Source organism: Agrobacterium sp. 5Ca39, assembly GCF_055382365.1.
Genome location: NZ_AP026437.1, coordinates 1,905,641 through 1,918,866 on the forward strand (window position 1 = coordinate 1,905,641; position 13,226 = coordinate 1,918,866).

Sequence of the window (13,226 nt, forward strand, 5' to 3'; positions counted from 1 at the left end):
TTCGTCCTGCCTTAACTGATTTGCACCGGAATAGTGCAAGCCGGATTTTTTCCATATCGACCGAAAAAGCAACTTAACTTCGGCCAAACTATGAAAAAAACAAAAGGCGGCCCGAAGACCGCCCTTTATTTACGTTCACAAAAACGTCAGGCGATTACATGCCTGCGCCGCCGAGAACCGTGACCGCGCGACGGTTCTGCGACCAGCAGGAAATGTCGTCGCAAACCGCGACCGGACGTTCCTTGCCGTAGGAGATCGTCTTCATGCGGCTTGCCGGAACACCCTGAGAGGCCAGGAAGTCGCGGGTTGCTGCCGCACGGCGGGCGCCGAGTGCCAGGTTGTATTCACGCGTGCCGCGCTCGTCGGCATGGCCTTCGACCGTGATGGCGTAGTTCGGGTAACGGGCAAGCCACTGTGCCTGGCGCTGCAGGGTCTGCTGGGCGTCGGCGCGGATCGAGGTGGAGTCCGTGTCGAAGAAGATGCGGTCGCCGACATTGACCGTGAAGTCCTGCTGGGAGCCCGGCGTTGCAGAGCCTGCGCCACCAAGGCCGAGTTCACCGGCGCTGTTCGGCATGTTCTTCTTGTTCGCGCAGCCTGCGAGAGCAAGCGCGAGGGTCATGGCGATGACAGCCGGGTTGCGGGCCAGTTTCTGCATGGGGCTGAGTGCCGAAATATGTGTACGGCTCATCGCCGGTCTCTCCTTAGGATTTCAATAACGTTGCCAGACACTAACTGATCGCGGTTAATAGCCGGCAAACGCTTATGGTTAACAGAAAGGAAATGTCCCAGTTTTTTGCTCCCTCACAACACTTTGCGGCAAGAAAGAGGCACATTTCCCTGTGGTATGCGTAAAACATCACGGCACCGGTTCAAGCCGGCGCCGTGATGGCAGTCATATCAGTCCAGAAGCGGCGACCAGGCCGGGTCTGAAGCGAAGGTCGGTGTCTTGATGAGCTGTTCATTATAGCCCGTCAGATCGATCGAATAGAGCTGCGGACCGCCCGCACCCGCGTTCTGGCGGAAGAACATCAGTACGCGGCCATTCGGTGCCCAGGTTGGCCCTTCATTGTGGAAGCCGCTGGTCAGGATTCGTTCGCCCGAACCATCCGTCTTCATCACACCGATCGAGAACTTGCCGCCAGACTGCTTGGTGAAGGCAATCAGATCGCCGCGCGGAGACCAGACCGGCGTGGAATAGGAACCATCGCCGAAGGAAATGCGCTGCTGGCCGGAACCATCGGCATTCATGACGTAAATCTGCTGGCGGCCGCCACGGTCACTTTCAAAGGCAACACGCTGACCATCAGGCGAATAGGACGGGGCCGTATCGATCGCCGACGTGTTGGTCAGGCGTGTCGTGGTACGAGAGCGCAGATCCATGGTGTAGATATTGGCGTTGCCATCCTGCTGAAGGCTCATGATCACCTTCTGCCCGTCAGGCGAAAAGCGCGGCGAGAACGTCATGCCTGGGAAGTTGCCGACGACTTCACGCTGTCCGGTTTCCAGCTGCAGCAGATAAACGCGTGGCTGCTGGCCTTCAAAGGACATGTAGGTGACTTCCTGGCGGCTCGGCGAAAAACGCGGTGTCAGGACGATGTCGTTCGAGTTGGTCAGGTTGCGGACGTTGAAACCGTCCTGGTCCATGATCGACAGCTGCCGCTTGCGGGCGGTCTTTGGTCCGCTTTCGGAGACGAAAACGACACGGGTGTCGAAATAACCCTTTTCACCGGTGACGCGCTCGTAGATGGCATCCGCGATGATGTGAGCGACACGGCGCCAGTTTTCAGGCTGGGTAAAGAACTGCTGGCCCGTCATCTGCTGATTGGCGAAGGTATCCCACAGGCGGAATTCGGCGCGCAGGCGGCCGTCGCTTTCGCGCGTCACGCGACCGGTAACGAGCGCCTGCGCGTTGATGACCTTCCAGTCTTCGAAACGCGGCTGCTGATCCGGATTGCTGATCTTTTCGATGAAGGCGTTCTTGTTGACCGGCGCAAAAAGACCGGACCGCTGCAAGTCGGCGGCGATGACCGCGGAGACCTGCGCGCCGATGCCGTCGCTCGACATGAAGTCGGTGATGGCAATCGGCAGCGGCTCGACATTACCCTTGTTGATATTGATTTCCACCCGTGCAAAAGCCGGTGCGGAGAAAACCGACATGAGGGCCGCGACAGCGAGCACCAGCCGGATCGGCGAAAATATCTTCATGTTGCCAGGCCTTTCAGCATTCATAGCAATTCACTGGGATCGAAGTTCACGACGACTTCGTTCCATGCATCGTATTTGTCGGCAGGAAGGTTCGTGAACGGAGCAGAACGCATGATGGCGCGATAAGCTCCGCCGGAAAGGGCACGGCGCGTCCCTTCGGAACCGCCCGTCGCCTCGATCTCGGGCCGACCGATGATGGAGCCATCACGGTCGAGCTTCATGGTCACCCGGACGCGAACGTCCGAGGCATCCGCCATGCCGGGAATGATCTGCCAGTTCTTCTGGATCGCGCCGCGTAGCGCATCCATTTCCGTCTGGCTGAGCGTCGAGCCGCCCGTTGATTTCTTGCCGCCAAGGGCTGCCGTCTGCGTCGAGCGCTTTGCGCCGCCGCCGGAAGGCGCCTGCTTGTTCAACAGCGCGGCAATATCGTCAGCGTTGAAATCGCTTTCCTTCGAGGAAGCGGACTTCGCAGTCTCCTGCTTCTTCTCGCCGGGCTTCTTATCGGAAGGCTTGTCCGTCGACTTTGCCTGATCCGGCTTTTTCTCAGCTGGCTTTTCGGCCGGTTTCTGCTCCGCTGGCTTCGTCTCGGTCTGTTTCGGCTCTTCCGGCTTCGGTGGCTCGGGCCTCGAATTCGGACGGGGAACGTTCTGCGGCACCGGTATTTCTGCCGGCTCCTGCGTGGCAGGCGGCGGTTCTTCCGCCTTGGTTTCCTGCGGCGGCGGCTCGGTCTTGGGCTGCGGTGCGACTTCAGGCTTGGTCTGCGGCAAGGCGGCCATTTCCTGCGGCTTAGGAGCCGAGGTTTCCTCCTTGACGATTTCCTTCACCTCATTCGCTTTGGTATCAACGACGGGCTGCGGCTTCTGCTGCTTTGGCGGTGCGGCCGCGGCGATATTGTCGTTTGGCTTGGCGGTCGGCGTCGGCGGCGCCTCGATATCCGCGGTGTTATTGCCAATATTCTGCGCGTTCTCGATGATATCGGGACGGGTTGTTGGAACAGGCGCGGATTTTTCCGCCTTGGGCGCATTTTTATCGCCCTGCTGTATCTGGGTCAGTTCCTCGATGGGCACCAGCTCCACCGGCAGTGCCTCAGCCTGAGATACGTCGAGGGGTTCCGGCGAGCCCAGGGAGACAAGGGCGAAAGCCAGAAGCGACGCATGCACGATCGCGGATGTGGTAAGGCTGCCCTTCATCGCTTTACGTCAATTGTCCTGTTTCTGCTGGGTCACAAGGCCGATATTTTTGAAACCGGCCGCCTGGATACGCGCCATCACATCCGCAACGACGCCATAGGCGGCAACGGAATCCGCGCGCACGAAAATGCGTTCGTTATAGCCGGTCGTGGCAATTGCCTGCAGCTTGTCCGCCACTTCAGCCGCCTGGATTTCCGTTTCCTGCAAATGGATCTGGCCATTGGCATTGACGGAAATGGTGATCGGTTGCGTGTCCGAATTCAACGCATTGGCGGAGGTCTGCGGCAGGTCGATCGGCACGCCGACAGTCATCATCGGCGCCGCCACCATGAAGATGATGAGCAGCACGAGCATGACGTCGACCAGCGGCGTCACGTTGATTTCGCTGATCGCGCCGCCTCTGCGCCGTCCGCCGCGTCCACCCCGGCGTCCGCCGGAACCGCCGCCGCTGCCACCTGCTGACATACCCATATCATCTACTCCGTTTTGCCTTGCGGCAAATCACTCGACGGCATTCCAGTCGGCCGCTTACTGGGCGGCCTGCCGTGTCTGAAGTTTTTCATCGATCTGTCGCGACAGGATTGCCGAAAATTCGTCGGCGAAACCTTCCATTCGGGCGGAAAGCTTGTGCGCGTCAGCCGTGAACTTGTTGTAGGCGATAACCGCGGGAATAGCCGCGACAAGGCCGATCGCGGTGGCAAGAAGCGCTTCCGCGATACCCGGAGCCACGACCGCGAGGTTGGTGGACTTCGAACCGGCAATCGCCTGGAACGAGGTCATGATACCGACAACCGTGCCGAAGAGACCGATAAAGGGGCCGGCCGAACCGATGGTGGCGAGCGAGCCGAGGCGCGCCTCGTATTGTTCGCTTTCCCGCGCCATGGTCACGTCCATTGCCCGGTCGATACGCATCTGCAGGCCGATGGGCGAACGCGCGCCGCGCTCGAAGGATTTTTTCCATTCGCGCATGGCCGAAACGAAAATTGCGGCCAGACCGCCATTCTGGCGCTCCGCCAGCGTCCGATAGAGCTCTTCAAGAGACTGGCCCGACCAGAACACTTGTTCGAACTGGTCGAACTGGCGCCTCGCCTTGCCGAAGCTCACATATTTGTCGAAGACGATTGCCCACGTCCAGACCGAGGCGGCGATAAGCCCGATCATCACGAGCTTAACGATGAGGCCCGCCTGCATAAACAGCGCCCAGAGACTTACATCATGCGTCGCCGCTGCCAAACCTGCCTGTTCCATAAATATCCAATCCCCGAATCCAAACGCCCGGTACGGGACCGGGCGATTCAAACGCGTGTTAACGCTCGAAGTCCTGCGGCAACAGCCGCCAACCCCTTAGCCATACCCCGATACTTGCCAGTAAGCCTTACTTGCCAATAAATTTGGTGAAAGGAAGGCGTGCGCTGCACAAATGCCAGTTGCTAAAGTAAGACACCATTATGGTTAAAGGAGTGTTACAACCCGGCCACGCCCGGCGGATTTACTGATCCGGCCCGTCAATTACTTCAGAAATTTTTCCGCCACCGTCTCGGGAAGACGCCTTGGCCGGCCATTGGCATTGATGACGGCTATGATGACCTTGGCGGCGACGAGCAGCGTTTCACCGCGCCTGATTTCCTGATTGAGCACCATTTTTGCGCCCCCGGCCTTCTCGGTGATGGTGGTCACCGTCAGCACGTCGTCCATCCGGGCGGGGCTTTTAAAATCGATCTCCATGCGATGCACGACGAAGACCAGACCTTCTTCATCAGCGGTCAGAAGTGCACTTTGTTCGCAGCCGAGGCAACGCAGGTAATCGGTACGGCCGCGCTCAAGAAAATGCAGGTACCGCGCGTGATAAACCAGGCCGGAAAAATCGGTGTCCTCGTAGTAGACCCGTTGCATCAGGCGGTGACCGTGTTCGATCAGTTCACCCGACAGCGAAACCAAAAGCTCGCTCATAATGTCTCCTTGGGATTTTCAGTAGCGTCGGAGCGGCCCTCGCGGACAATCAGATGCTCGTGCCGCAGGGGCAACGCCTCGATGCGCTCTGCGATGAAGCGCGGGCGCAGATCGTTCCTGATCAGCCCGGAAGTTCGTGAAGGCAGCCAGCGGAATTCGACCTCGATGCCATCCATCACCCTGTGGACGATGTGGTTTTCATGGAATGGCAGGGGATGGCCCAGCGAAACGAGATAATAAAATCCCAATTCATGGGCCGAATAACCGTCATAGGCGAAAAAGTTTTCGGCCGACCATAAAAGGCGCTCCACCGAACACGTCCGATCAAGCTCCTCACCGATCTCGCGAACAATGGTCTGCTCGGAGCTTTCACCGATTTCAGCCCGACCGCCAGGCAAGGCCCAGTAGTCATCCCCTGCACCACGCTGCACCAGAAGATGACCACTCTGAAAAATGAGGGCTGCCACGCGCATGCTGAAAAGCTGCGGTCTGCGATCCAACCGGATCATGTGACGTTGGGGCGGAGAGGTCATTTATCGTCCAGATCGCCGTCGTGCCAGACAAGGTGTCGCGTGGCCCTGGGCAGGTTCTCTATTTCGTCGGCGATGAAATAGGGGGGAATATCGAGCTCCGTCAATGCCTGCCGGGTTGCCGCGACCCAGCGAAACTCAAGCTCGTTATCGCCATCCTGAACACGGTGAATAATGTCGGTGGGATGAAAGGCAAGCGTTTGCGGCAGGTCCATCAGGTAATAAAAGCCGAGTTCGTGCCAGTCCTTGCCTTCGTAATGGAAGAAATTTTCGACCGCCCAGAGAAGCCGCCCGATCTTGGCTTCCACACCGAGCTCCTCGACCATTTCCCGCGCCAGCGTTTCTTCTGAGCGCTCACCCATTTCGGCACGCCCGCCTGGAAAGGTCCAGAATTTTTCATGTGTGGCCCGGTGCACCAGGACGTGGCCATCGCGGAAGGCCAGCCCCGCGACCCGCATCTGGAAAATGCGCTTCGGCTTGAACTTGATCCGGATGCGGGTGTCCTGCTTGGTATTGTGTGTCATTGGGCGGGCCTGCGGGCTGGAAACATCAAATCGGTTTCCGTCCACCCTAATGCATCCATCTCGTCTTTTCTCGCCTTTGCATCATCTCCCACAATGAATTCATCCAGTTGCGGCGGCTTGACCGGGGTCCCGGACAGCATCGCATGCGCCTGCCCGCGATGATGCGTCTGGTGCTGGAAGAGATGCGACAGAACGTCGTCGCAGCGATCCTGCTGGATACGCCTGCCGCGGTGGATATTGACAATAGCGGCGAGGCGATCTTCATCGAGCCCGTCGACAAGGGCGATCAACACCTCGTCAAGCTCTGTCTGGGCGCCTTGCAACGCCAGCATGTTGGCAAAGGGTTCCTCTACGGCAAAGGCGGCCAGTCCCAGTGTGCCGCCCTGCAACGCATCGATATAAAAGCGGTCGACAGTGTAGATATGATTGAGCGTCGCACGCAGCGTCGGGAAGAAACTGATGCGGCGGGCAACAAACGCCTCCTGCGAAAGCTGGAGACAGGCTTGATGCAGCCGGTAATTGGCGAGCCGGTTGTTGCGCGCAAGTTTGCGGAAAACCCGCAGCGGATCATAAGGCATCGGCATCCCTCCCGTAACACCTAACGGCGTCGTTCAATCGGTGCGTTCGAGCTCTGATCTGCTTTTCAGAACCTTGCCGCCATCTTCCTGTTCGATGAGATAAGCGGGTTCGTCTTTGCTGGCCTTACGCTTTATCGTGGAACCGGAAATCGTTCTTTCGACATCTTCGGTGAAGACTTCAAGGATTTTCCCTTCACCTGTACCCGTGCCCCAGTTCCAGCGGACCTTCGTACCCTTGCGATATCCAGACATGACCATCTCCGTGCCAAAGACGATCAAAGCCGGCAAGGCGGGTTTGTTCCCCTCAATCGTCCTCAAGCGTGAGCCGGAACTGTGCTGCCTCGAGATCCTTCGGCGGCTGCATGCCCAGATGTTTCCAGGCCGTGGCGGTCAGGATACGCCCGCGCGGCGTGCGCTGGATGAAACCCTGCTGGATCATATAGGGCTCGATGATATCCTCGATCGCGTCGCGCGGCTCCGACAGTCCAGCGGCAATGGTCTCGATGCCGACCGGGCCCCCGCCAAAATTGACGGCGATCATGGTCAGATACCGCATGTCCAGCTGGTCAAGACCCATATTATCCACCAACAGCCGCGTCAAAGCCTCGTCGGCGATATCCCGGGTAACGGCTTCCGCCCGCGCCACCTCGGCAAAGTCGCGCACCCGGCGCAGAAGCCGTCCGGCAATGCGGGGCGTGCCACGCGCCCGCCTCGCCACTTCGCGGGCACCCTCATCCGTCATGTTGAGACCCATCAGCCGCGCACCGCGACGGACGATAAGTTCCAGTTCATCAACCGTGTAAAAGGACAAACGCACGGGAATGCCGAAACGGTCGCGCAGCGGTGTCGTCAAGAGGCCGAGGCGGGTAGTGGCGGCGACAAGCGTGAATTTGGAAAGATCGATCTTCACCGAACGCGCCGCCGGGCCTTCCCCGATGATCAGATCGAGCTGGAAATCCTCCATCGCCGGATACAGGATTTCTTCCACGGCCGGGTTGAGGCGATGAATTTCATCGATGAAGAGAACATCGCGCTCTTCAAGATTGGTCAGGAGCGCGGCGAGATCGCCCGCCTTGGCGATTACCGGCCCTGAGGTGGACTTGAAGTTTACTCCAAGCTCCTTGGCCATGATCTGCGCCAGCGTGGTCTTGCCGAGGCCGGGCGGACCGACGAACAGCACGTGATCCAACGCCTCGCCACGATTCTTGGCGGCCTCGATGAAGACCTTGAGATTGGCGCGCGCCTCCGCCTGCCCGGTAAAGTCGTCCAGCGACTGCGGACGCAGGGTGGTGTCGATGTCCTCACCGCGCTTTTCCGGGGTGATCAGTCTGTCCGCATCGCTCATTCAGGGCATTCCATTATTTCTAGAATTCATGAGGTCGTCTTCGCCGCTATAACATGGCTGTCGCGCCAGGGCGCGTCACGAAATTCAACACCGCGTCCGGACGCTTGTGTAACGGGCTCACCTTACCGTGAAAGCTCCTTCAGCCCCAGCCGGATCAGCTTGGCGCTATCCGCGCCCTCACCGCCATTTTTCAGCGCCGCGGCGACCGCATTGGCGGCCTGGTCACGCGAATAGCCGAGATTGGTGAGTGCAGATACGGCGTCCGCCACCGGCGCGGAGGCTACACCCTCCCCGAGTTCCTGCTTCAGTCCGATAGCCCCGGACGCCTCGCCCGCGAAAGCCGGGGCCTTGTTGCGCAATTCGGTCACGAGGCGCACGGCCACTTTGGGCCCAACCCCCGGCGCACGCGATATTGACGCCTTGTCCTGGAGCGCTATGGCATTGGCAAGCTCGGTGGGCGACAGGGTGGAAAGCACCGCAAGAGCGACTTTCGATCCGACGCCCTGCACGCTCTGCAAAAGGTTGAACCATTCCCGCTCCAGCGCCGAAAGAAAGCCGAAAAGCTTGAGCTGGTCCTCTCGTACATAGGTTTCGATGAAGAGGATCACGGCCTCTCCGACGGAGCCTATTTTCGACAGCGTGCGCGCCGAACAATAGGCGACGTAACAGACGCCATGCACATCCACCAACACGTAATCCGTGCCGATTTCCTCGATGCTGCCCTTCAGTTTTCCGATCATGATCGCGCCCGCTGCAATGAGACTTAAAATTAACCGGCCGCCAGCAGCCGACGCATCCTGTCACCGCCGCGATTATGGGCGTGGCAGATTGCGATCGCGAGGGCGTCCGCCGCATCGTTACCCTTGAACTCGGCCTTCGGCATCAGGATTTTCAGCATCATGTGAATTTGCTGCTTTTCACCATGCCCCACACCGATGACAGCTTTTTTCACGGCGTTCGGCGCATATTCGAACACCGGCAAACCGGCACGCGCCGGAACAAGCATGGCGATGCCGCGCGCCTGTCCGAGTTTCAGCGTGGCCACCGCGTCCTTGTTGACGAAAGTCTGCTCCACAGCCGCCTCATCGGGCTGATGGCTGTGCACGATTTCCGCCAAGCCGTCATGAAGCTGGCAAAGCCGGGAGGCGAGATCCATGTCGCCATCTGAAGTCACCGTGCCGGAAGCGACGAAACGCAGGCTGTTTCCCAATGTGTCGATCACGCCCCAGCCGGTGCGCCGTAGTCCGGGGTCGATGCCGATGATCCGAATCGTCTTTTGCATGAGGTACCTTATCTTTCCGGCCGCGAGACTGCCAGCGATAAGTGAACAAAACGACAACATTCCCGGGTACAGGCGTCAAATAGGGGCCAAAGTCGCCCCAGTGCCGACCTTTGGCAAAGGCCAATTTTTTTGATCCATCCTTCAATTCTACGCGACTTGTCTGGTAAATCCGCAGGCGCGCCTTACATCCGCTGCAAAGACCCAGATTACGCAGGAGCGTCGGATGATCCCCTTTTCCCTTCTCGATCTTTCGCCCATCGGCGAAGGCGAGAGCGTCAGCGCGGCGCTCGAAAACTCCCGCCGGATGGCGATCAAGGCTGAAGAACAAGGTTATAGCCGCATATGGCTGGCCGAACATCACGGCATGCCCGGCATCGCAAGCGCCGCGACGTCGCTCGTTATCGCCCATGTGGGTGCGGCCACGAAACATATCCGCGTCGGCTCGGGCGGTATCATGCTTCCCAACCACTCCCCGCTCGTCATTGCCGAACAGTTCGGGACGCTTGCAGCACTTCTGCCCGGCCGGGTCGATCTTGGCCTGGGCCGCGCCCCCGGAACAGATATGCGAACCGCACGGGCGCTGCGCCGTAATCTCGACGCCGGTGCGGAGAATTTCCCGCACGACATCGTCGAATTGCAAAGATATCTCGGCCCGCCTCAGCAGGATCAGGCGATCCTCGCCGTACCCGGCATGAATTCGAACGTGCCTCTCTGGCTGCTCGGCTCCAGCACCTATAGTGCGCATCTGGCCGCAGCCCTTGGCCTGCCCTATTCCTTCGCATCCCATTTTGCCCCTGACATGCTGATGGAAGCGATCCATATCTATCGCGAGCGTTTCCAGCCCTCCGAGGTGCTGGACAAGCCCTATGTGATGGTGGGCGTGATGGGTGTCGGCGCCGATACCGACGAGGAGGCGCAGCATCTCTTTACCTCGTCACAGCAGCAATTCGTCAATCTGCGGCGCAATGTGCGGACGCAGTTCCCGAAGCCCGTGCACAGCATGGAAGGCTACTGGAACGAGATGGAGCGCTTCTCCGTGGAGCACACGTTGCGTTTTGCCGCCGTTGGCGCGCCTGAAACGATCCAGCGTCATCTCGACGGTTTTCTGGCTGAAACACAGGCTGACGAACTGATTGTCTCGATGCCGATCCACGACATCGAAAAGCGGCTGCGGTCGGTCGAGATTTTCGCCGACGTGCGGACATCCATCAAAAAGGCCGCCTAAACAAAAAGCCCCGGAGCGGATCGCTGCCGGGGCCTTTTTTAGGAACGTGAAAACGTCAGGCGGAAAGCTTGGCGAGAATTTCTTCCGACACTTCGAAGTTCGAATAGACGTTCTGCACGTCGTCATCGTCCTCGAGGTTGTCGATGAGTTTCATCAGCGACTGTGCCTTTTCTTCATCTACAGGTACCGTGTTCTGCGGCTTCCAGATGGCCTTGACGCTTTCGGCTTCGCCCAGCACGCCTTCCAGCGCCTTGGACACCTCGTTCATCGCTTCGAAACCGCAGATGATGATGTGGCCGTCTTCGGAAGATTCAACATCGTCCGCACCGGCCTCGATGGCCGCTTCCATCACCTTGTCTGCATCGCCGACTTCCGCCTTATAGGAAATCTCGCCGACACGGTCGAAGGAGAAGGAGACCGATCCGGTTTCACCCAGCGCACCACCAGCCTTAGTGAAGATGGATCGTACATTGGAGGCAGTGCGGTTACGGTTGTCGGTAAGCGCCTCGACGATGACGGCGACGCCGCCAGGGCCGTAGCCTTCGTAGCGGACCTCATCATAGTTCTCGCCTTCGGCACCCGCAGCCTTCTTGATGGCACGTTCGATATTGTCTTTCGGCATGGACTGGGCCTTGGCGTTCTGGATGGCCAGACGCAGGCGCGGGTTCATGTTCGGGTCGGGCATGCCCGTCTTGGCCGCAACGGTGATTTCGCGCGCAAGCTTGGAAAACATTTTGGACCGCACGGAGTCCTGCTTGCCCTTGCGGTGCATGATGTTCTTGAACTGTGAATGACCAGCCATGGAAAACCTGATTTATCGTAATTTGGAGATTGCGGGCCTTATAAGTGCGATAGGCTCATCGTTCAAGCCCGCAGGCGCTTTCTCTTGCCGCAACAACAGAAGGAACTGATTTATCCGCTCTTCGTTCTGATCATGAACGCGACGGAGAAGGCCATCTTGTCCACTCCGCCGCAGCCCCAAACCGGAAGGAGAAGACATATGGTCAGCCTGACTGAAGCAAGAGAAGCCCCGGCCCGCCAGCTCTGGGACGAGATCAATTCCGTCCATGCCGGCATGCTCGGCCTTGAGGGCCTGCACAGTCACATGCAGCCTATGGCGCCCCATGCTGACCCCAAGACCAACACGATCTGGTTTTTTTCCAAAAAAGACACGGATCTGGTAAAATCGCTCAAATCCGGATCCCGCGCGCATTTCTGCCTCGTGGGCAAGGATCATGATTATCACGCCTGCCTTTCGGGCGTACTCGAAGCGCGCGATGACAAATCAAAGATCGACGAATACTGGAATTCAGTCACCGCCGCCTGGTACGAGCACGGCAAGAGCGATCCGCAACTGACCATGCTGGCGTTGCATGTCGATGATGCCGATATCTGGGCTTCGACGGACCGTACGCTGAAATTCGGCTGGGAAATCGCCAAGGCAAACATGTCGGATGACAAGACGCCGGACGTCGGCGTTCGCCAGCACCTCACCTTCGCCTGAGAACCCGCTCCCCGAGCCTTTCCCCGCCCGTCGCCATTTACATGCCTTTCGGCACCAGTATCTGCGGCTGGCGGGGAAGGTTTCTCATCGAGACCCGGATGACCGGATCGCTCGCATAGGCGATAGCGAAATTTTCGCCAAACATGGTCAGAAACTGCTCCAGCGGCGGGCCGGTGCGATGCATCGGCAGGATCAGCGCAGAGCGCAGGCGCTTGACCACCCTGCTCATGCTGTCGGCCCCCATGGTCAGACCACCATCGACAGGCACCATCAACACATCCAGGCGGCCGATCTCGGCATAATGCGTGTCCGTCAACTCATGATGCAGATGGCCGAGATGGCCGATACACAGCCCGGCAACCTCGAAGATGAAGATGGAATTGCCGTTTTCCTGAAAAGACTCATAATCTCCCCAGCGGTTGCGGATGTCGGTTGAGACATTGCGGATGTAAACGTCGCCCACGAGCACCTTGTGCTCGGCTTTTTCTCCCGGCGTATCGCTCCAGCCATGCAGCACATATTGAATGGCCGGGTCCGGATTAAGGGTGAAATGTGTTGAATGCGCCCGGTTCATGGTCACCACCGTCGGCATGACGGGAGGGCGATAGACACCGTTATAATCCGTGGCAATCGTTACCCCGCCGGGACTTTCGATCAGGTAGGTGGAGTGGCCGATGAAGCTGATTTTCACCTCTTCCTTCGCCGTGGCCTGAGCCAGCTGAACATTGCGCGCATCGAAGCGCGCGAACATCACGCCCGGAATGGCGCTGGCGATCGCCTGGCACTGGCTGACGGGAGGACGGCTCGCCGACTGGGAGAAGGCCGCTCCCGAACAGGCGATCAATCCTGTTATTGCAAGCATTAGCACGCGCAGCATCATGCCACTCCCCTGA

General features: G+C 58.9%; 17 protein-coding genes. 2 read left to right on the forward strand and 15 right to left on the reverse strand.

Annotation, left to right across the window (positions count from 1 at the left end):
- Positions 1 to 154: 154 nt before the first annotated feature.
- The 13 genes from pal to ruvC all read right to left on the reverse strand — a co-directional run bounded on the left by pal (position 155) and on the right by ruvC (position 9,604).
- Positions 155 to 688 carry a peptidoglycan-associated lipoprotein Pal gene (pal, locus tag ACZ47E_RS22470; protein WP_004445728.1) on the reverse strand — a complete coding sequence of 178 codons (534 nt, stop codon included), beginning with the start codon at positions 686 to 688 and terminating at the stop codon, positions 155 to 157.
- 209 nt (positions 689 to 897) lie between these two features.
- Positions 898 to 2,205, reverse strand: coding sequence for a Tol-Pal system beta propeller repeat protein TolB (tolB, locus tag ACZ47E_RS22475; RefSeq protein ID WP_004445729.1), 1,308 nt, complete (start codon positions 2,203 to 2,205; stop codon positions 898 to 900).
- A 20-nt stretch (positions 2,206 to 2,225) separates the two neighbouring features.
- A complete protein-coding gene (locus tag ACZ47E_RS22480; RefSeq protein ID WP_278067637.1) occupies positions 2,226 to 3,395 on the reverse strand; it encodes a hypothetical protein in 1,170 nt (389 codons plus the stop codon).
- A 9-nt stretch (positions 3,396 to 3,404) separates the two neighbouring features.
- Positions 3,405 to 3,866 carry a protein TolR gene (gene tolR, locus ACZ47E_RS22485; RefSeq protein WP_004445732.1) on the reverse strand — a complete coding sequence of 154 codons (462 nt, stop codon included), beginning with the start codon at positions 3,864 to 3,866 and terminating at the stop codon, positions 3,405 to 3,407.
- Between the two features lie 57 nt (positions 3,867 to 3,923).
- Positions 3,924 to 4,643, reverse strand: coding sequence for a protein TolQ (gene tolQ, locus ACZ47E_RS22490; protein WP_003523238.1), 720 nt, complete (start codon positions 4,641 to 4,643; stop codon positions 3,924 to 3,926).
- A 261-nt stretch (positions 4,644 to 4,904) separates the two neighbouring features.
- Complete coding sequence (gene ybgC, locus ACZ47E_RS22495; RefSeq protein ID WP_004445735.1) at positions 4,905 to 5,345, reverse strand: tol-pal system-associated acyl-CoA thioesterase; 441 nt, start codon at positions 5,343 to 5,345, stop codon at positions 4,905 to 4,907.
- On the reverse strand, positions 5,342 to 5,878 hold the full coding sequence (locus ACZ47E_RS22500; RefSeq protein WP_004445737.1) for an NUDIX hydrolase: 537 nt from the start codon (positions 5,876 to 5,878) through the stop codon (positions 5,342 to 5,344). Before ACZ47E_RS22500 ends, ybgC begins: the two co-directional genes overlap by 4 nt.
- The gene (locus tag ACZ47E_RS22505; protein WP_004445738.1) at positions 5,875 to 6,399 is read right to left on the reverse strand and encodes an NUDIX hydrolase; all 525 of its coding nucleotides are present in this window, start codon (positions 6,397 to 6,399) and stop codon (positions 5,875 to 5,877) included. The genes ACZ47E_RS22500 and ACZ47E_RS22505 overlap by 4 nt, the downstream gene beginning before the upstream one ends.
- A complete protein-coding gene (locus ACZ47E_RS22510; protein WP_004445740.1) occupies positions 6,396 to 6,977 on the reverse strand; it encodes a DinB family protein in 582 nt (193 codons plus the stop codon). Before ACZ47E_RS22510 ends, ACZ47E_RS22505 begins: the two co-directional genes overlap by 4 nt.
- Positions 6,978 to 7,010: 33 nt before the next feature.
- The gene (locus tag ACZ47E_RS22515) at positions 7,011 to 7,229 is read right to left on the reverse strand and encodes a hypervirulence associated TUDOR domain-containing protein (RefSeq protein ID WP_004445742.1); all 219 of its coding nucleotides are present in this window, start codon (positions 7,227 to 7,229) and stop codon (positions 7,011 to 7,013) included.
- Positions 7,230 to 7,281: 52 nt separating this feature from the next.
- Positions 7,282 to 8,322: a Holliday junction branch migration DNA helicase RuvB gene (gene ruvB / locus ACZ47E_RS22520; protein ID WP_004445743.1), complete on the reverse strand. Its 1,041-nt coding sequence runs from the start codon at positions 8,320 to 8,322 to the stop codon at positions 7,282 to 7,284.
- A 122-nt stretch (positions 8,323 to 8,444) separates the two neighbouring features.
- Positions 8,445 to 9,062 carry a Holliday junction branch migration protein RuvA gene (gene ruvA / locus ACZ47E_RS22525; protein WP_004445745.1) on the reverse strand — a complete coding sequence of 206 codons (618 nt, stop codon included), beginning with the start codon at positions 9,060 to 9,062 and terminating at the stop codon, positions 8,445 to 8,447.
- 29 nt (positions 9,063 to 9,091) lie between these two features.
- Positions 9,092 to 9,604, reverse strand: a complete 513-nt coding sequence (ruvC, locus tag ACZ47E_RS22530) for a crossover junction endodeoxyribonuclease RuvC (protein WP_004445748.1) — start codon at positions 9,602 to 9,604, stop codon at positions 9,092 to 9,094.
- A gap of 223 nt (positions 9,605 to 9,827) precedes the next feature.
- Here ruvC and ACZ47E_RS22535 point away from each other — a divergent pair, with 223 nt between their 5' ends.
- Entirely contained in the window at positions 9,828 to 10,829 is a 1,002-nt protein-coding gene (locus tag ACZ47E_RS22535) for an LLM class flavin-dependent oxidoreductase (protein WP_022563046.1), read from the forward strand.
- A 55-nt stretch (positions 10,830 to 10,884) separates the two neighbouring features.
- Here ACZ47E_RS22535 and ACZ47E_RS22540 read toward each other — a convergent pair whose 3' ends face one another.
- On the reverse strand, positions 10,885 to 11,631 hold the full coding sequence (locus ACZ47E_RS22540; protein WP_004445751.1) for a YebC/PmpR family DNA-binding transcriptional regulator: 747 nt from the start codon (positions 11,629 to 11,631) through the stop codon (positions 10,885 to 10,887).
- 198 nt (positions 11,632 to 11,829) lie between these two features.
- Between ACZ47E_RS22540 and ACZ47E_RS22545 the strand changes: the two genes are divergently transcribed.
- On the forward strand, positions 11,830 to 12,333 hold the full coding sequence (locus tag ACZ47E_RS22545) for a pyridoxamine 5'-phosphate oxidase family protein (protein ID WP_278067638.1): 504 nt from the start codon (positions 11,830 to 11,832) through the stop codon (positions 12,331 to 12,333).
- A 37-nt stretch (positions 12,334 to 12,370) separates the two neighbouring features.
- Here the strand turns inward: ACZ47E_RS22545 and ACZ47E_RS22550 are convergent, their stop codons facing one another.
- Positions 12,371 to 13,213, reverse strand: a complete 843-nt coding sequence (locus ACZ47E_RS22550; RefSeq protein ID WP_034497294.1) for an MBL fold metallo-hydrolase — start codon at positions 13,211 to 13,213, stop codon at positions 12,371 to 12,373.
- Between the last annotated feature and the right edge of the window lie 13 nt (positions 13,214 to 13,226).